The 17,803-nt window shown below is 41.3% G+C and carries 18 protein-coding genes; 2 read left to right on the forward strand and 16 right to left on the reverse strand.

The genetic code is table 11. The annotated features are described in order from the left end of the window. Window positions 1–269 precede the first annotated feature (269 nt). Window positions 270–1,046, forward strand: coding sequence for a DUF4058 family protein (locus tag WA1_RS25960; RefSeq protein WP_017746968.1), 777 nt, complete (start codon window positions 270–272; stop codon window positions 1,044–1,046). Here the strand turns inward: WA1_RS25960 and WA1_RS57275 are convergent. The 6 genes from WA1_RS57275 to WA1_RS25980 all read right to left on the reverse strand — a co-directional run bounded on the left by WA1_RS57275 (window position 1,031) and on the right by WA1_RS25980 (window position 4,852). Next, window positions 1,031–1,171: a hypothetical protein gene (locus WA1_RS57275; protein ID WP_158516699.1), complete on the reverse strand. Its 141-nt coding sequence runs from the start codon at window positions 1,169–1,171 to the stop codon at window positions 1,031–1,033. The genes WA1_RS25960 and WA1_RS57275 overlap by 16 nt on opposite strands. Next, window positions 1,172–1,375, reverse strand: coding sequence for a hypothetical protein (locus WA1_RS53260; protein ID WP_081402946.1), 204 nt, complete (start codon window positions 1,373–1,375; stop codon window positions 1,172–1,174). A 98-nt stretch (window positions 1,376–1,473) separates the two neighbouring features. Then, entirely contained in the window at window positions 1,474–2,304 is an 831-nt protein-coding gene (locus tag WA1_RS25965; protein WP_017746967.1) for a hypothetical protein, read from the reverse strand. Between the two features lie 425 nt (window positions 2,305–2,729). Beyond that, on the reverse strand, window positions 2,730–3,422 hold the full coding sequence (locus tag WA1_RS25970; RefSeq protein WP_017746966.1) for a sugar transferase: 693 nt from the start codon (window positions 3,420–3,422) through the stop codon (window positions 2,730–2,732). A gap of 220 nt (window positions 3,423–3,642) precedes the next feature. Further along, window positions 3,643–3,978, reverse strand: a complete 336-nt coding sequence (locus WA1_RS25975; protein WP_017746965.1) for an STAS domain-containing protein — start codon at window positions 3,976–3,978, stop codon at window positions 3,643–3,645. Window positions 3,979–4,066: 88 nt separating this feature from the next. Continuing rightward, the gene (locus WA1_RS25980; protein ID WP_026135062.1) at window positions 4,067–4,852 is read right to left on the reverse strand and encodes a WecB/TagA/CpsF family glycosyltransferase; all 786 of its coding nucleotides are present in this window, start codon (window positions 4,850–4,852) and stop codon (window positions 4,067–4,069) included. A gap of 647 nt (window positions 4,853–5,499) precedes the next feature. Here WA1_RS25980 and WA1_RS25985 point away from each other — a divergent pair. After that, window positions 5,500–5,808: a hypothetical protein gene (locus WA1_RS25985; RefSeq protein WP_272819231.1), complete on the forward strand. Its 309-nt coding sequence runs from the start codon at window positions 5,500–5,502 to the stop codon at window positions 5,806–5,808. Here the strand turns inward: WA1_RS25985 and WA1_RS25990 are convergent. The 10 genes from WA1_RS25990 to WA1_RS26035 form a co-directional block, all read right to left on the reverse strand. Beyond that, complete coding sequence (locus WA1_RS25990) at window positions 5,800–6,477, reverse strand: response regulator (RefSeq protein ID WP_017746962.1); 678 nt, start codon at window positions 6,475–6,477, stop codon at window positions 5,800–5,802. The genes WA1_RS25985 and WA1_RS25990 overlap by 9 nt on opposite strands. 8 nt (window positions 6,478–6,485) lie before the next feature. Then, window positions 6,486–7,958: a HAMP domain-containing sensor histidine kinase gene (locus tag WA1_RS25995; protein ID WP_017746961.1), complete on the reverse strand. Its 1,473-nt coding sequence runs from the start codon at window positions 7,956–7,958 to the stop codon at window positions 6,486–6,488. 662 nt (window positions 7,959–8,620) lie between these two features. Further along, a complete protein-coding gene (locus WA1_RS26000) occupies window positions 8,621–9,850 on the reverse strand; it encodes a GAF domain-containing sensor histidine kinase (RefSeq protein WP_017746960.1) in 1,230 nt (409 codons plus the stop codon). Between the two features lie 197 nt (window positions 9,851–10,047). Next, window positions 10,048–11,439, reverse strand: coding sequence for a UDP-glucose dehydrogenase family protein (locus WA1_RS26005; protein WP_017746959.1), 1,392 nt, complete (start codon window positions 11,437–11,439; stop codon window positions 10,048–10,050). A gap of 13 nt (window positions 11,440–11,452) precedes the next feature. Continuing rightward, complete coding sequence (locus tag WA1_RS26010) at window positions 11,453–12,487, reverse strand: glycosyltransferase family 2 protein (protein WP_017746958.1); 1,035 nt, start codon at window positions 12,485–12,487, stop codon at window positions 11,453–11,455. Window positions 12,488–12,533: 46 nt separating this feature from the next. Further along, window positions 12,534–13,604: a glycosyltransferase family 2 protein gene (locus WA1_RS26015; protein ID WP_017746957.1), complete on the reverse strand. Its 1,071-nt coding sequence runs from the start codon at window positions 13,602–13,604 to the stop codon at window positions 12,534–12,536. A 270-nt stretch (window positions 13,605–13,874) separates the two neighbouring features. Continuing rightward, window positions 13,875–14,129, reverse strand: a complete 255-nt coding sequence (locus tag WA1_RS26020; RefSeq protein ID WP_017746956.1) for a GDP-mannose 4,6-dehydratase — start codon at window positions 14,127–14,129, stop codon at window positions 13,875–13,877. A gap of 30 nt (window positions 14,130–14,159) precedes the next feature. Next, window positions 14,160–15,149, reverse strand: a complete 990-nt coding sequence (locus tag WA1_RS26025) for a glycosyltransferase family 2 protein (RefSeq protein WP_017746955.1) — start codon at window positions 15,147–15,149, stop codon at window positions 14,160–14,162. A gap of 41 nt (window positions 15,150–15,190) precedes the next feature. After that, entirely contained in the window at window positions 15,191–16,456 is a 1,266-nt protein-coding gene (locus WA1_RS26030; RefSeq protein ID WP_017746954.1) for a lipopolysaccharide biosynthesis protein, read from the reverse strand. 50 nt (window positions 16,457–16,506) lie between these two features. Beyond that, complete coding sequence (locus WA1_RS26035; RefSeq protein WP_017746953.1) at window positions 16,507–17,799, reverse strand: O-antigen ligase family protein; 1,293 nt, start codon at window positions 17,797–17,799, stop codon at window positions 16,507–16,509. Window positions 17,800–17,803: the final 4 nt, after the last annotated feature.

The following is a 17,803-nucleotide window of genomic DNA, read 5'->3' on the forward strand; positions in this document are numbered from 1 at the left end:
GATATCGAGAATCCTTAATGATTGTAAACTAAGCTTTTTGTCTATTGGTAAATCGGGCAATGAGGAGCTTGTTGACGGCTTTATTGCCTCAAATCATCTGAAGAAAATAAGTTCAAGATTTTTAAATGTAGGGGCGCAATGCCTTGCGCCCCTACAAACAAACGGTGTGGTTCATTTAAGTGAAAACTGCTGTAATCTGAAAATTACTCCCCAACCGTAAGGAACGCAGCTTACAATAATAACATAGCTTAAAACCGACGGGTATTGCGATGCCTTCTCCCTTCCCCGGTATGGATCCATACCTTGAAGCTGGGCTGTGGCCCGATGTTCATAATGCACTAGCGAGCAAAATCCGTGCTTTTCTCGCCCCACAACTGCGTCCTAAATACGCAGCACGGATCGAAATCTATGTCGTTGAAGATACTTCTCCCGAAAGCGAAATCGCCATCCTCTACCCCGACGTTGAAGTGTTGCAACTGCGGACGCGCCGTGAAGCATCTCCACCTCTCCAATCAGGTATTGTCACCACTCCGCCACTACTAACGCTTCCAGTCATTCAACCAGTCGAAATTCGCATTCCTTCCATTGAGATTCGGGATACTGCTAATAACGTGCTGGTATCTTGTGTGGAAATTCTTTCACCTGTAAACAAGCGCGAACCGAATTTGACCGATTACCGTAAAAAACGTCAGCGTTTGTATAACGCCAACGTCCATCTCATTGAAATCGATTTATTGCGTCGGGGAACCCGCCCCTTCAATCATCCCCGTCTACCAGAGTTTCCCTACTTGGTTACTCTTACTCGTGCAGGTTCTTCTGTGATGGACGTGTGGCCTGTTAAGTTACAAGATACACTTCCTACAATTCCCGTTCCTCTTCGCAACCCCGATCCCCATGCTGTTCTCAACCTGCAAGATGCTCTAAATGCAATTTACGATGAAGCTGGATACGATTTATCTCTAGATTACACTCAGACTCCACCACCACCAGCCTTTAATAATGAAGATATCGAATGGATGAACCAACAAATTCAATCTTCTCTATAATATTTCATCTTAGGGCGTTGCATAATAGAGGTTACGTGTGGCAACAGCTTAACGAGTAGCGATCGCTTGCGGTGACCTAAAGCACCCATTCCCAGGCGATCGCTTTCACAGTTATCACACTTCACTCAATCATCCGGGAATTGCCAACAGCAAACGTGTTCGACATCCTTGCTACTACACTTGGTACAAACAACCTCAACTGAAGAATCTACCCATTCATAACCGCATCTACGACAGTAGCAGAAAATGTTGTTACGGTTAGCCATTCTAATACCCGTATGCCACTCGTGTAATTGGGATTTATTTTGAAAAGGAAAAGTATTTGACATTTTAAAGTATGATAAGTCTTTAACCGGACTTGATATAAGAGATCTGATCAAACCCTCTCACCGCGATCGGATTGAGGGCTGCGATTATAATTCAATTCTTATTTTAAAAGGTCGGAATATTCTTGAATGTCCGCACCACTAGTATATTTTGTAATCCAATCGCGATCTATTTTATCTGCTAGATTTAGCGTTCCAGACCAGGAGACAGTGGATTCCAACATATTATCTAGAATTGGCTTGACTTTTTCTTTTTCTTGCCATGATAAAAACACTAATTTCCTGATTGTTCTAGGATTTAAATCGGCCAAGATTGAGTTCATTTCTTCTATCCATTTTTCTTGAGTATCTTGAATCTCCTTGATTTGCTTTTTTCCAGATTCTAACATTTCATTCCAATTCTCTTGGCTAGGGATAAAGCCATATCTAGCCCAGACTAATACCCCTTCACGTCCACCACCAATTCCTGATGCTTTCAATGTTATTTTTTGAACATTGAAAGTTTCAAAGAGTGGGAGTAAGCTTTCTTTAAAAAGTTTTTTTCCGTTCCCTGTTGCTGTTACAGTTTCAATGTGGACTATAAGTTTTTCGTTCTCGCACTTAAATACCTGGTTTAGAGCAAAAATAGTAGTTCCAGGTTTCCAAAGTTCAGTCACTGGAAGATTTTTCTTGACTTCAACTTTTAGTCTCAATCCATTGTCTGCCTTTTCCTCCAATAGAGTAAGTCTAATAGGATTCTTTTGGTATTCTTCAGAAAGATATTTATCTAGAATTTGTTCAATCAATGCCTGAAATGTCAGAATCTTTAGATATTTTACCCAAAAATTCTCCCCCCACGGAATCATACTTGACTCGGTCTCGTCTTTTATATTTTCATACTTCTTTTTAAGATAATCGATTGCTTGCTTTCGGTCTTCTTGTAGTATGTACATTAATCAATTTTAGACCTATTGTAATGTGAATGACTCCATAACAATAAACCATCTAAGAAAGCATTTAAAGCCAACATTAATTTAATGTAATAAAGTGGCAAGGGTTTGGATTCTACATTTTTCAATGGTGAACTCACAGGGTTTACTGTGCAAGTTGCACATTTTAGCTTTCATTTCAACTCCTTGATATAAAAGTCTGTAACCCAATTTCATCAAACCGGAAAATACGATATAGAATTTGTAGCAAAACGGGTTTGCGGTTCTTACATGAGAGAGAAAAGGGGATTTACAAGATGGCACTCAAGCTTTTACAAATTAATTTCCCTTATAATGGTTCGTGGGAAGTTCTGTTGATTATGGTGGTGAAAAGGTAATTATTGTTGGTTGGGAGCACCACGGTTCTAAAGTACAGATGCGTTCAATTATTAGCAAGCGCCGCTTTTATTAAAGACAATCTTGAGAGTTTTCAAGATCAAACCAATATCGTAGGCGATCGACCAATGATGTTGGTAGTTTAAATCCATACGAACAATATCTTCAAAATCTTTAATGCTGGAACGTCCATTAGCTTGCCATTCACCAGTAATACCAGGTTTGACGTTCAACCGTTTCCAATGATGGATTGAATAGTGCATCACTTCATCGGGGGTGGGAGGACGAGTACCGACTAGGCTCATTTCCCCTAGAAGCACGTTCCAGAACTGAGGGAGTTCGTCTAAGCTAGTACGACGGAGAAATGTTCCTACGCGGGTAATGCGAGGATCGTTTGTGTTCTTGAAAATGTAATGACCTTTGGCTTCGTTATTGACAAGATGCTTCAATTGCTCGGCTCCTACAACCATGGAACGGAATTTCCAGATTCTGAAGGAACGACCATTTAAACCACAGCGAATTTGATTGTAAAAGATAGGACCGGGATTATCTAACTGGATACTTATAGCAATCGGAATTGCTAAAATTGCCGTAATTCCCAGACCGACAATTGCACCCAAAATGTCAATCAAGCGTTTTGCTTTGCTTGCTACAGAAGGATGAACTCGAAGCTCAGCAAATTGGGTTATGTCAGTAGTTTCTAAAACTGATGTGTGAATGGTGTGAGAAGTAGAGAGATTAAACATGGCAATGACAATTGCAGTGAATTGGTTTGCGAATCTAGCCTGTCGGAGACAAGAAAGACGCTCTGAGAAGTCTGTATCCTTCCCCGACGCAAGGGAGCGAATGGTTTAAAGCTGAACATATTGATGCGTAAAGACAAAAAATAAATTCCTTGTTTGAATAAAGCTGAATTTATTCATGGGCTTTCCCCGCGTCTCCCTTGTCCTTTTGTCTCCATGTCTTCTAAAGAGTGTTAACTGTAGTCTTGACAGTGTTGTAATTCTCAAAAATTTCAAACTGTGAATCAAGCTGAGTCAACTCAAAAATCATGCGGATAGGTGCTTGCAAATTACAAATGACAAGACGACAGCCGCTCAAACGTGCTGTGGAAAAACTCGTTACTAGTGCAGCTAACCCCGAACTATCCATAAAATCTACTTGTGCTAGATCGATCGCTAAAAGGTGATGAGGCTGAAGCACTAAACTAATTATCTGTTCTCTTAAGACTTGACCTTGCTGCAAGTTCAAAGGTCCTTGAAGCTGAAGTACAATGAGTTGGCATTCTTGTGTGAGAGTCATAAGCTTTACGATTGCCTTTGATATTAAATGTCTATGCGAGTTTAAACTCATACTGAGCGTCTGCACGCACCAAAGCAGTTTGGTCTAGCTATTGTGATTTGGCTGTAAATTTTGTTTTTGTTAGTTGTCTACCTTGACGGTGGTTAAAAGCGTAGGTCAAAACCAAACTTAAAAAGATAAAATTGCCTATAAAATAACGTCGCCATAACCGCTTTGGTTCCATTGCTAAACGCCACAACCACTCCATACCAATAGCACGAATGGAAGAAGGGGCACGGGGTACACGTTCCGCCACAAAATCGAAAAGTCCTCCGACACCCATACAAGTGATACCAGGTAATTGACTGGCGTATCGATCGATCCAAATTTCCTGTAGCGGTACGCCCATTGCCACTAACAACAGATGTGGGCGGGCTACTCGGATAGCCTCTAAAACTTGTGAAGTTTCGCTTTCAGAGAAATAGCCATCTTGAGTTCCTGCAATGACTAAGCCAGGATAGGTTTTCTTTAAGTTAGTAGCTGCTTCTTCAGCAACACTGGGCTTGGCACCCAGAAGATAGACTGATAAGCCTTTTGTTGCACCATTTTTGCATAAAGCCGGAACTAGATCGGTGCCATTCAGGTTATGGACGATTGGTGTACCCAATAAAGCACTACCCCAGCGAACTCCACTTCCGTCCGCTAACAACAAATCACTATGTTCTAATGCCTCTGCCAGTGCTGTGTTTTTTGTAGCGGTTACCATAGTGTGAGCGTTGCCATAATACACTCGACCACCCGTTCGCTTTAATAATCGCGCCAGTAATAACTCAATTGCTTCGTTCGGGGACATGGAATCAAAACGGGTGTTAAGGAAATTAACTCGGTTTGCCATATAGTTTAAAACTTACGATCTAACGTTGAAAAAGGAGGGATTCCAAAGCCTATAAGGCATGGGGCGATGACTGCAACATACGCTTACAGCCTTATTCTTGCTTACTAACTAGCTTGTTTAATTGCTTGTCATGCCAGCAATGTCTGTACGCAAACTTTAATCTTTATGAAAGCTGTTAGTAGCAGATAAGCATTTCATGCTTATGTATAACTACAACAAAAGGGCTTGATGTCATCTGACAAATTTACAAGTATTACTTATAGTTTGATACTGAGATACTGATAAAAATACTATCTGCTGGCTACTTAAAATCTGATGTATACAGCATCCTTACGGGAGGATAAAAGTGTCCACATAGCTATCCGCTTGGCTGTAGCGTTTACAAAGTCTAAGCTTTATGCTAAGGTTATGGCTATAAAATAGTCGCAACCTAGTCCTATACTTTACGCTCAACTTATTCATTCAATTTTTACTGCTTTTAAGATACTTGAAGTACTGAAATACAACTTCATCAACTGAATTTCTTTCAAAAATGTATGTTTTACTAATTCTGTTGAGTAATATCTCAGCAATTTCACTAAATGACATTTTAGGGTACAGAAGATAGGCTGTATGTGCAATATCCTCTTAATTAACCGATATTTGTAATGGAAAGGCATCGAATTATGGTCATTGGTAGCAATGTCCTCACCGTACAGCGCGTTAGCAGCTACTGCTTAAAACAAAATGCGGAAGTGTTCCCCTACTATGGTATTCCGAGAGATGAAGAGGTGACTCTGTTCACCCCCCATGTCTTAGTGCTATGTCTACCTCTTGATCGGGGCTTAGCGTGCGAAAGTATACTTCTTCCCTACATTTTGTGGTCAGAACAGCCTATGAATGACGGGTTACCATCGGTTACTACCCCTACAGAACTCTATGTTCGTTTACAGGAAGTTCTTCAGGGCTTAAATTAAACCATTACGCACCGCTAGAGCTGCTGCTTGGACGCGATCGTCAACGCTAAGTTTGTTAAGAAGCATACGCACATAAGATTTGACAGTTCCTAGGGATAGGTAGAGTTGCTCAGCAATCTCTGGGTTTGAGTATCCTTGGGCAATTAATTTAAGAATCTCGCGCTCGCGATTACTAAGAATGGGTTGTTGAAGCTGTTCATATGCAGGAGCGCAGGATACAGTGGGCGGTTTTAGCATCCGGGCAACCTTTTGAGCTATTTGAGGATCTAAATAAGCACCACCTTGAACAATCAATTGAATGACAGCGAGAAGTTGTTCCCATTCAATGCTCTTCAGGCAGTAACCATCTGCACCAGCTGCTAACATCCCCATCACTTGGGTGTCGCTGTCAAATGCACTCAAGGCAAGGATACAAGTGGCTGGGCGATCGCTTTTTATCTGCTGCGTGGCTGTGATTCCATCTATGACTGGCAAATCAATGTCCATCAACACCACATCTGGCTGAAGTTGAGTAGCTAATTCAATAGCCTGTGCACCATCACCTGCCTCTCCAACGATACTAAAGCCAGATTCAAGGGAAAATTGACCTTTCATGCCTCGGCGTATCAAAGCATGGTCATCCACCAGTAGAATTCGCACGATTTTTTGTGCGCCACTTTCAACAATCATTTTGCCTCCTACTTCCAATTGTTCTCGAACTCAGTCTTACTTGTGGGAACACAGAGGGTAAACCAGAAGGTACTACCTTTTCCAAGGGTGCTTTCGACGCCTATGCTACCTCCGTGAGCCTGAATGATTTGACGACACAAGTAAAGACCAAGACCTGCTTGCCCACATCGCCCTCGTCCCTGAGTAAAGCGGTGGAAGAGCCGTTCCTTCTCCTGCTGTGCAATCCCTAGACCGCGATCGCGCACAGAAACTTTCACTTGCGCTTCTCCAAGGGGTTCTACTTCAAGAACAATTTCGTTGTTCGGTTCGCTTGCTCGTATAGCGTTCTCAAGCAAGTTTTGCACAACCCGTCGGATCTCTACCTCATCACCATAGACAGTTGGCAGTGATTGACCAATTTTATCGATGAGGGCGAACTCACTCTTTGAAGTCGCTTTTATTTGGGTAATGACTTTAACAAAAATCCTTTTCCAATTCAGGGGATCGTGGCTTAAGTTAGCGCCACGAGTAGTTTCATAGCGAGAGACGTCTAAGAGAGTTTCTATCAGCTTGAGGAGATCTTCGTTAGTTTGGTGGTACTCTTCAAAAATTTCTTTCCAAGTGTCGTTTACAGAACCAAAAGCTCCTTTGAGCATACTCTCTAAGGTGGCGCGGGTAGCAAGTAAGGGAGTACGTAAATCATGGGACAGGGCAGAGATCAAGTCCTCAAGCTGTTCGTTACGTACCTCAATGCGTTGCTGACGGTAACAAGCCTCCCCTGCCATTTGGTTGAGAACTCCAGCTAAATGACCAATTTCATCGGAGGACGAATAGCCAAGTCGGGCTTCCATTTGACCCGCACGCCAAATTTCGCCTACCTTAATCAATTGATTCAGGGGAACCTTAACGCGTCGATGTAAAAGATTGAGATTCCAGAATACTCCTGCCAGGATCGCCATGAGGCTGAAGAGCTTTACAGAAAAGTTGATCTCGTGGATCTGTTGCGCCTGATACTTGCGTTTACTTAAAAGTATCTGCTCGCTCTCAAGGAGACTCAAAATTTGAGCGTACAACGTATTGAATAAGGGATTTTCTATAGAAGAATAGCCCTTCGTGTTCGTAGAGACAGGAAAAGCTTTGTGAGCCAGCTGACTTTTCCATCGGTCATAGAAATATTTGATCTGATCGAGTTGCTTAAGTTGAGCGGGGTTATCCTGTACCAGATTGTATAGGCGGTTGAAACTTCTGTGGAAGGCTAGTGCCTCCTTAGTGCTAGTCTTTAGAGAAGCTCTTTCCTCTTGTATCACGGCATTGAGAAGACGTTCTCCTTCACGCTCTACTACTAGACTATGGGTTATCACACCGACTGCTTTCTGAGTAAGGCTTTCTATCCAAAAGTCCACGCCTTGTTCACCCACTACCAATAACACCAGTACGAAAAAGCTAATGTACAGGGGCGCAAATAAATTATTTTTTAGAGTATATGGCACACGTAAACGCATCAAAATTAACGGCTAACACTACAAAATATTTTCATTTAAATAATGACTTTATTGACTAGCTTGAAAATTGGGCATTGGGCATTGGGCATTGGGTATGGGAAAAGAATTATTTTCATGCCCTCGTTGTGGGATTTTCCCATGATTGACTGACTTGAAAGTACGGCATAGGGGATGGGGCGTAGTCAGAAATATTTATTGCCCATTGCCCATTGATCATTTTTATACGTCCTGGTGTACGCAGTTCATGACGGCTACTTATTTATTTCAACCCACAGAAGTAACTCAGTACCTCTTTTGTACAGTGACTACTAAGATACTTGTGAAAGACAAGCTTTGTTTTGATTTATTTAACTCCCCTAATTAAGTCCTCTAATTATAAACCAAAAAAAACTTTTTTAATTTTATTTTTAATACTGAGAATTCAATAACCCACTTTTCTTACTTTTTGAAAAATGAATGATTTTAATTCTTAAAATACAAGTAATCATATCAATTCTCTTTGCTCTTATTGCTCTTACAACAAATTTAGATCTCTCTAACCCTTTTTTCAGGAAGTAGGAGTGTATGTGCTGCAAGATATGACATACCTACTTTTCTGACTTTTCTTACTAAATGCGTCAGGGTGAACAAACACAACTTTGAATGAGGTCTGGAGCGTTACTTTAGGATTTGCATCTTAGAAAACCGCTTACCGGGGCAACAGGCAACGTAAACCAGAAGGTGCTACCCTCATCAAGAGTACTTTCGACGTTAATGGTACCTCCATGAGCCTCGACAATCTGACGGCACAAGTAGAGATCTAAACCGGATCGGCTAAGTCTGCCGCGTCCCTGAGTTAGGCGATAGAAAAGTCTTTCCTTTTCTTGGGGAGTCATTCTTTGTCCATTGTCGTGTACTGATACCTTGACTTCGTTAACTCCAAGTGGTGACACTTCAAGGGTCACTTGTTGATTCCTATCGCTTACTTTTACAGCATTATCAAGTAGGTTCTGCACAACTCGTTGAATTTCAAGCTCATCACCACAGACAATCGGTAGTGATGGAAGAATATTGTAAGTTATTGTGCATTTCTGCTGGGACATGGCATTGCTCCTCGTAATGGCTCGGACAAAGATTTTGTCCCAGTTCAGGAGCTCGCAGTTGAGATTTTTACCAAAGTTGGCTTTATAACGAGAGATATCTAAGAGGGCTTCTACAAGCTTCAGGAAATCTTCATTGGCTTGAGAGTAATCTTCAAGCACGTCTCGCCAAGTGTCACTTAGGGAACCAAACGCTCCACCTAGCATGGAGAGTAAAGTGCTGCGAGTGGCTAGTAAAGGAGTACGCAGATCGTGGGAAAGGGCAGAGATGAGATCTTCAATTTGCCGCCGTTCAGACGTGGTGATACGTTCCAATGTGTCTAAATTAGATCTTAATTCCAATTGGGCAATGACTTGACGACTCAAGGTACGTAATGCTTCTACTTGTTCGGAACTAATCTGTCGTGGAACAAAGTCAATGACACAGAGTGTTCCCAGTGTATATCCTTCGGGTGTAACCAGTGGGGCACCGGCATAAAACCGAATACAAGGAGCGGAAGTGACTAGTGGGTTAGTGGCGAACCGAGTGTCAAGTTGTGCGTCCGGAACAATCAAAATGTCATTTGGCTGCAAAATGGCGTGGGAACAGAATGCTATATCCCGTGGGGTTGACTCAACATCTAATCCCACTTTGGCTTTGAACCACTGACGGTACTCATCAACCAAGGAGATTAAAGCTATGGGAGTGCCACAAATTTGCGCTGCTAAACGGGTGAGGTCATCGAAGGCCGCTTCACAGGCAGTGTCTAAGATCTGGTATCGGCGAAGGGCGGCTAGCCTCTGTAATTCGTTTTGGGGTAGTGTAAGTCCCATTGCTTTGTTTTGACTACTTCCAATCAAACTTGGAGCGTTAATATTTTTGAATTATAAACTTATTTTTAGCCCCGATATCTATACCGTTACAGCGATACAATCCCTATTTTTGGTTAAAAAATTTTATTTTTGAATATCTATCTAAAGATAGTTGCAAAAGTAGCGTATGACACTTTCAAGTCAACGCTGCTTTTTGCTTATCGCCCAATTCCTACATAATTGAACCCAGCTAGCTGCAATTCCTGTGGATCGAGGAAGTTACGACCGTCGATCATAACGGGATTGTTCATTAGAGTTGCCATTTTACGGTAGTCCAAATTCTGGAATTGTTGCCAATCAGTTACAAGTACTAACGCATCGCAACCATCGGCTAAACGCTCTGGATCGGTTTCTACTAGCACACCTGATAGACCATCACGTAAACCGCTTTGGGAAACAATTGGATCGTATGCTTTAACTTTGGTTCCGAGTCTATTAAGATTCTCGATCAAATCTAGTGCTGGAGCATCGCGCATATCATCTGTATCGGGCTTAAAGGTCAGACCGAGTAGTCCTACCGTTTTGCCTTTAAGGATTTTCAGTACCTGCTGCAGCTTTTCAATGGCGATGAGTCGCTGACGCTGGTTAACACTCACAGCGCTTTTAAGTAACTGAGCTTCGTAGCCATAGTCGTCAGCCGTGTGAATCAGAGCAGAGACATCTTTGGGGAAACAAGAACCACCCCAACCGATACCAGCTTGCAAAAATTTTTGACCGATGCGGGAGTCTAAACCAATTCCTTTGGCAACTTGAGTGACATCAGCACCAACGCGATCGCATATATTAGCAACTTCATTGATAAAGCTAATCTTAGTTGCCAAAAATGCATTAGCAGCGTATTTAATCATCTCAGCAGAACTAATGTCAGTCACAACTATAGGGACTGACGGTAAAGATGGATCGGTAGCGAACTTTCGTTCCACAATGGGGGCATACAGTTCCTTCATCATGGCGATCGCTCTAGGGTTATTGCTACCCAACACAATTCGATCTGGATTAAAGGTATCATACACCGCCGATCCTTCGCGCAAAAACTCTGGATTGCTAACTACATCAAACACGGGTAACTTCTCTAAAACCGCTTGATTGCTACCGGTACCACCTGCTGTAACCAGTACTTTTTGACGTTCTGCAATGCCATCAAGTACAATCATCCGCACCCAGTCACCCGAACCAATGGGTACCGTAGATTTATTGACAATGACTTTATAGCCTCCGTTCAAATGTGCGCCAATTCCACGAGCAACAGCTTCTACATAACGAGTATCGCTTTCACCTGTAGGTAAAGGAGGTGTCCCTACCGCAATGAACAGAATTTCTCCGTGAGTCACTCCTGCACTTATATCAGTAGTGAACTCAATATTCCCAGACTGAAGTGATGATTGCATAACTTCCGAGAGTCCCGGCTCGAAAATTGGCGCTTGCCCAGCCTTCATTAACTTCACTTTTTCTTCATTGTTATCTACACAGATGACATGATGTCCGATATGTGCTAAGCAAGCACCTGTTACCAAGCCTACGTATCCAGTACCAATGACACAAACGCGCATATTCTTTTTATAACTAACTAGATTGGTCTTGCAAAATGCGACGTCTCTGGGTTGCTCCAGTTGTTTTTAAAGCCAGAGCCTGAATTTGGTTGTAAACAGACTGAGGCAACAGCAACAAGAAATAGGCAGCGCCCAAGGTCAAAAGCGTTCGGCGCGGTTCTTTAACAAAAATATGCCAGTTGGTTGCTAAAGCTCGATTTACTAATTTTACAGCCATGGCACTATCGTGCAGCGTAACTGCTCTGCGGGCTAAGTACCTTAATTGGTAAGCCCTAGCCAGTGTTTCCCATTGATTAACTATTTCTGGAGCGTACAAACGTGCCCTATTTAGCATCAATTCCCAAGAATCTAATTGCTTGAGCAAGTTTGCTGAAAGTCCTCCCGAATTGACTCGATATAATGTCAGGGCTTCGGGAATACCCTCTATTTGCAAGTTGCTCTTAACCGACATACGAAACCAACATTCAACATCTGTTGAGTCAGCATTGGTATGGCGCGATCGCTCATCGAAGTAAAAATCCTCAACAGTACCGTAAAGATTGTCTTGAAATTTAATCGCTTCAAAAACTTCTCTGCGAATCACTGCTGCCGAACCATTGCTAATTGGATTTCGGCAAAGGACAATCGCTGGAGTAATTCCCTCAATTTGAGGCATTTGATAAATACCTAAGGGTTTTCCATTATCATCGATAAAAGCAGATCGGCTAAAACTTACTCCTACCCTAGGTGAATTTTCTAAGTGTTGAACGTGTTTTTCTAGTTTTTCTGGCAACCAAAGATCGTCAGCATCTAAAAGAGTCAAATAATCTCCTGTTGCATGGCGAATACCAGTGTTTCTTGCCCCTGGTAATCCCCGGTTCTGTTGACGAATAATTTTAATTCTAGGGTCTGTAAATTGCTGGCAAATTTCTATACTTCGGTCAGGGGAACCATCGTCAATAATCAGAATTTCAATATTTTTGTAAGTTTGGTCAAGAGCCGATTGTACTGTAGCAGCAATATATTTTTCAGCTTTGAATACTGGGATGATAATAGAGACTGTTTTCATTTTAATAAGCACCTTTTTCTACAATAGAACGATATAGGTAAGAATTTCAGGTATGTAGAGACGCGCCATGGCGCGTCTCTACATAGGTTGCAGATCGGGACGGACTTTCAAGGATGTATCGTCTTTGGATAAATCCTGTAATTTTTGCGACAATAATCTCAATATTGGTGTAAGCAGATTGGGGTAAGAGCCAAAGCAAATAAGCTGCTACCAAAGTCATAAGCGTAGGACGTGGTTCTTCAAACAAGATGCGCCAGTGAGTAGCTAGCGCCAGATTGATTAATTCCACAGCGATAATTCCCTCTGCTTGCAGACGTACTGCTCTGCGAGCTAAATGCCGAATTTGATAAGCTCTAGATTGGTTTGCTCGCCGTGCAATCAGTTCGGGGGCGTAAGAGCGTACTCGCTCAATCACCTTTTCCCAAGCTTCTATTTTCTTAAACCAGTTGCATGAAAGCGTTCCATCAGTGACTCGGTAAAGCGTTAGAGCTTCAGGAATACCCTCAATTTGCCAAGGAGTCTGAAGCGCTATACGTAACAACAGCTCCATATCCTGTGACATACGAAAGCGTTCTTCAAAATAAAAGTTTTCTACAAAACCATGAAGATTATCTTGGAACTTAATGCCTTCAAACACCTCTCGTCGATATACCCCAGCAGAACCATTTCCAACTGGATCGTGGCAAAGTAAATAAGGTGGGGTAATTCCGCTAAGTTTGGGCATATGATAAGTTCCCAAAGGTTGCCCAACGTCATCAATAAAAGCCGAGCGGCTAAAGCTTACTCCCACAGCTGGTGATTTTTCCAGATGAGCAATATGTTTTTCTAGCTTTTCTGGTAACCACAAATCGTCAGCATCTATCAAAGCCAGATATTCTCCTTGTGCATGACGAATACCAGTATTTCTAGCTCCAGCTAATCCACGATTTTCCTGCCGAATAATTTTAATTCTGGCGTCTGTAAACTGTTGGCAAATTTCTATACTGCGGTCTAGGGAACCATCATCAATAATGAGAACTTCAAAATTTTTATAAGTTTGTTCCAACACCGATCGCAGTGTAGCAGCTATATATTTCTCTGCTCCAAATACTGGAATAATTACAGAAACTTTTTTCATCTTTAAGACCGACTTTGTTTCAGTCACGTTCTTAGGTTGTACTGTTAATAAGGTTATCTCCGATATAGCAATGGAAATACTACCTGCTGGCTACAATCTCATCTTTTGCTGATAGCATTCCATCTATATGTGAGAATTATCCGTCTGGATATCCGCTCAAAGCTTTCTCCTCTTAACTTTGCGTACTCTGCGTCCTCTGCGGTTAAATAAATGACGTTTAAACCGCAGAAGCGCTGAGAGAAGTTGCGTGTGGAGATTAACGAACACTCATTAGCTGGCTAGATACATGTAGTCGAAGGAGTGGTTTTGGAAAAGTTGGGTAACGCCAATGCGATCGCTTAAATCTAAAAACTCAAACTTAAACCCTGGCTGAGGAACTAGCCGTTCTAACCGAGCTGTTTTTAGGTTGACATCGTAGTAATTATTCAAGTTGTCAATGCCAAGGACTTTCATCCCTTCTTGAAAAAGACGCTGTGCTAAGTGATAGCCAATAAATCCAGCAACCCCAGTAACAAGTACTTTCATCGTTAATACTCCTGAAAATTTGCACTCTTTCTAAGATATAGAAGCTTTTTCATCATGAGAGCCTCGGATAGCAGTAGCGTTAATTTTGCTGATTTCTTGGAGAAAGTTGTTAGCAATTTTTGGCGAAACTATTCGTTTCAATAAAAACTTCAACAGTAATTTTTGAGTTTTTTTATCAAGTAAAGTCTGTGGATGGGCTTGAATTGCCATCATCAACTTCTGACCAGCCTGCTTCACTCCATCGATTCCAGGAACACGTGTTAAGCATAAGTGGGCTGAATATTGATAGGTATTAGCTAAGCTCTGATTTTTAAGCGATTGGAATTCCGGTGGAGCTGCTTGAAATGCGCGTTCTAGAACAATTAGCTTGCATTTTTCCATAAACTCCATCTTAGAGGACATTGAGCTTGATGATTGACGATAAAAAATTTGTGGCTTGGGAATAACAACAAAATGCCAACGTTCCGCTAACCGCACCCAATAATCCCAATCTGCAGAACCCCCTGCTGGAGGATAAAATTCTCCTACCGACTCAATGGCTTGCTTGCGGATTAAAGGATTTGAACCACTAGCAAGGAAATTTTTGAGTAATAGGTTAGCATAAACATTTCCTTCAAAATATATAGGCTCATCTGCATGGAAAGATTTTCCTTGTTCATCCATAAAGTGAGTCCAGCTATAAGCAACCCCTGCTTCTGGATGTTGTTGTAAAGCTGCAAGTTGCAGTTCTAACTTATCAGGTGTCCATAAATCGTCAGCATCAAGAAATGCAAGAAATTCTCCAGTGGCGCGAGCAATTCCACGATTGCGAGCTACTGGTAAACCACCGTTTTCATAGGAAAAAATCTTGATACGAGAATCTGCGATCGCATTCAGTATTTCTAAAGTCCTGTCAGTTGAACCATCATTAATAATAATTATTTCAAAATCTGAAAAAGTTTGTTGCTGAACTGACTTAATCGTCTCTAAGATAGTATGTTCGGCGTTATAAGCAGGGATGATAACAGATATAGTTGGCATAAAAACTTACCTTTATGTAATAGAACAAGGACAAGAATTTTTCAAACGAGTGAAGGCAATTTTCTATCAAAAACGTATTTGATAGCCCAAATAGTAAACATAGGCATTGCTAACCCATGAGTCATGAGTACTGCTGCGGCTACCCAAAAGATTCCCCATTTCACAGCAATCAGTAAACAAAGTGCGAATATTACCGTGAAAATCAGATCCCAGTAAAAGTTGATGTGAGTTTTATCCATAGCTTGGAGTAGTAAAGAAGCAGCAATAGCAAAGGGGCGTGGTAGCGCCGAAAGACAGATTAAAACTAAGATAGGAATTGCCGTCAACCACTTTTGTCCAAAAACAATTGGTACATAAAAGGGGGCTAAACTTGACTGAAGAAGAACGAGTGGAACTACAACTAGAGCAATTGTTTTAAGACCGCTAAAAAATCGTCTTTTAACTTGTTTGATGTCTTCACGCACTGCACAAAGATGAGGATACATAGCCCAAATAAATGAATTCATTACATTGAGGCTTATCCCTAGTCCAGCATTAAAGGCGAAATAGTAAAGCCCTAGAGCATCAATGCCAAGAAAACGCCCAATCAGTAAATAATCCAAATTACTTCTTAGCTTATTGAGTAATTCACTTCCAAGAACATTTTTTGCAAAACTCGTAATTTCACGCCATCGGTAAACAGAAAAGGGCTTACTAACGCGCCAAGGATGATTCATACGATTGATGACAACCCAGACAGGAGATGTCAGAACAACTGGTAATACAACAGCCCACATTCCCAGCCCCAGTAATGCCAAACCTATAGTCAAAAGATTGCCGATAAGGGATTGCGTAACAGTGCATAGTGCTAATATATTGAGTCGGTTTTCTCGCTGAATCAACGCACACTGAACCATGTAAGTCGGCAACATTAAATAGACTATAGAGACTATACAAATAGGTAAGATAACTTGCGTATTTCCATAAAACCAAGCAATAGGAAAAGCCGCGATACATTGAATGAGAAAAAGCGAGCAACATAAAATCCAATTAAGCCAGTACGCTGTATTGGATAAAACTTCGACATCACTTTCTTCGGCTTGAATAAGTTTGGCTCCAATCCCAGCTTTGAGGCTAAAAACATCTGCAAAATCTTTCGTAGTCAGAACAACTGCTGCCAGACCGTAATCGTAAGGACTTAACAGGCGAGCTAAAGTAACAGTTGTTGCCAAGCGGAAAATACGATTCGCTAACTCTGCTCCCCCTAGCGAGCTAAAATTCCTAATAAATTGATTGGAGAATTTTTGCTTAAGCTGACTGATTAACATATTTGTTTTTTTAGAAGACAATGATAGATTTTTTTCTGTAAATTCGACTTTTAAACATATGTTTTCTCCGGTGTTCTATCCCCAGGATAATTAGGAGCTTGTACTTCTCCTTTAAGTGCAATTCCCATAACGATCAAACCTGGCCAGTATAGATACGCCAAACGCTGTTGGCTATCATTAAAAGTAAAGAGAAATAAAGTCAAAAGAAAAGACAATGCTATTCTAGCAGTTGCGCTTTTATGCACTTTGATTGCCAAACTGATAACACTCAATACCATTGGTACTAAAAAAGCGGTAAAACCAACTAACCCCTTTATAAATAAAAGACCAAACCAAGTATGATGAGAGCCGATGGGCATTGTTGCTACTACTTTAGGACCTGGTACCTCCGGAACTCCATGACCCCATATAGGAGCTTCTTGCCAACGCTCTGAAGCTATTTCAGCTAAAGCTTCATGCACTCGTGAAGAATCTGGTCTAGCATTATGAAACATATCATAAGCATCTTTAGCAGCACCAAGAATTACCGTGCTAAAAATCCCTGATAAAAAGCTAACGAACCCTATGACAATTGGTGTAGTAGCTTTAGTAATTTTTGAGATAAAAAAAACTAATATGAAAACTATCGGCACAGCTATAAAAGACAAGCGAGAAACCGACACAATACTCATAGCCAAGGAACCGACTATACCAAGCCTGCGCCACGTTTTGTTAGGTTCTCCGAGAGCAAGGAAGAAGTAGATGTTGCCAATCAGACCCAAAGCAGGTCCCCAAGGAGCGAATAGAAACAGACGTACCTCATTCGTGCCATACTCAATACTATAAAGATTTACAGTATAAAAAAGCTCTCCATTCTGTATTAGTCTTTCAATTGGAGAAGAAAAGAGTACCTCAGGCAACTTTAGTATCCAAGTGAGATAAAAAATGGGGATTACAATTAAACTTTGAAGACATAATATACAAACGGCTCGATAAATTAATTGCGGTCTAATGTTGAGACAACCGCTTAAGGGAAATAGTGCTAGCAATGCCCAGTCTGTACCCCAATTTATTAACGACCTAAGAGTTTGGTTAGTACCGACATCGGAGTCAATGCAACCGATAATCGTCGCAAGTGCTATGATGAGAATACAGACAAGCCAAAGCCATAGAATCCAAGAAACGTTAATTTTTTTTTCAATAGGGGTATGCTTTGTTTGGTTCCAAAGTCTCTTGCATAGGTAAAAAAATAGTATCCACCCTAAGATGAAATTTACCGGATATATAAGAGCAAGGAAATACAATCCATAGGTACCAATAATAGAATACCAAATCAAACGTTCTTCAAAGTTTTGAGGTTTCATTGTC

Origin of the sequence: Scytonema hofmannii PCC 7110 (assembly GCF_000346485.2) — a bacterium.
Lineage (GTDB): Bacteria > Cyanobacteriota > Cyanobacteriia > Cyanobacteriales > Nostocaceae > Scytonema > Scytonema hofmannii.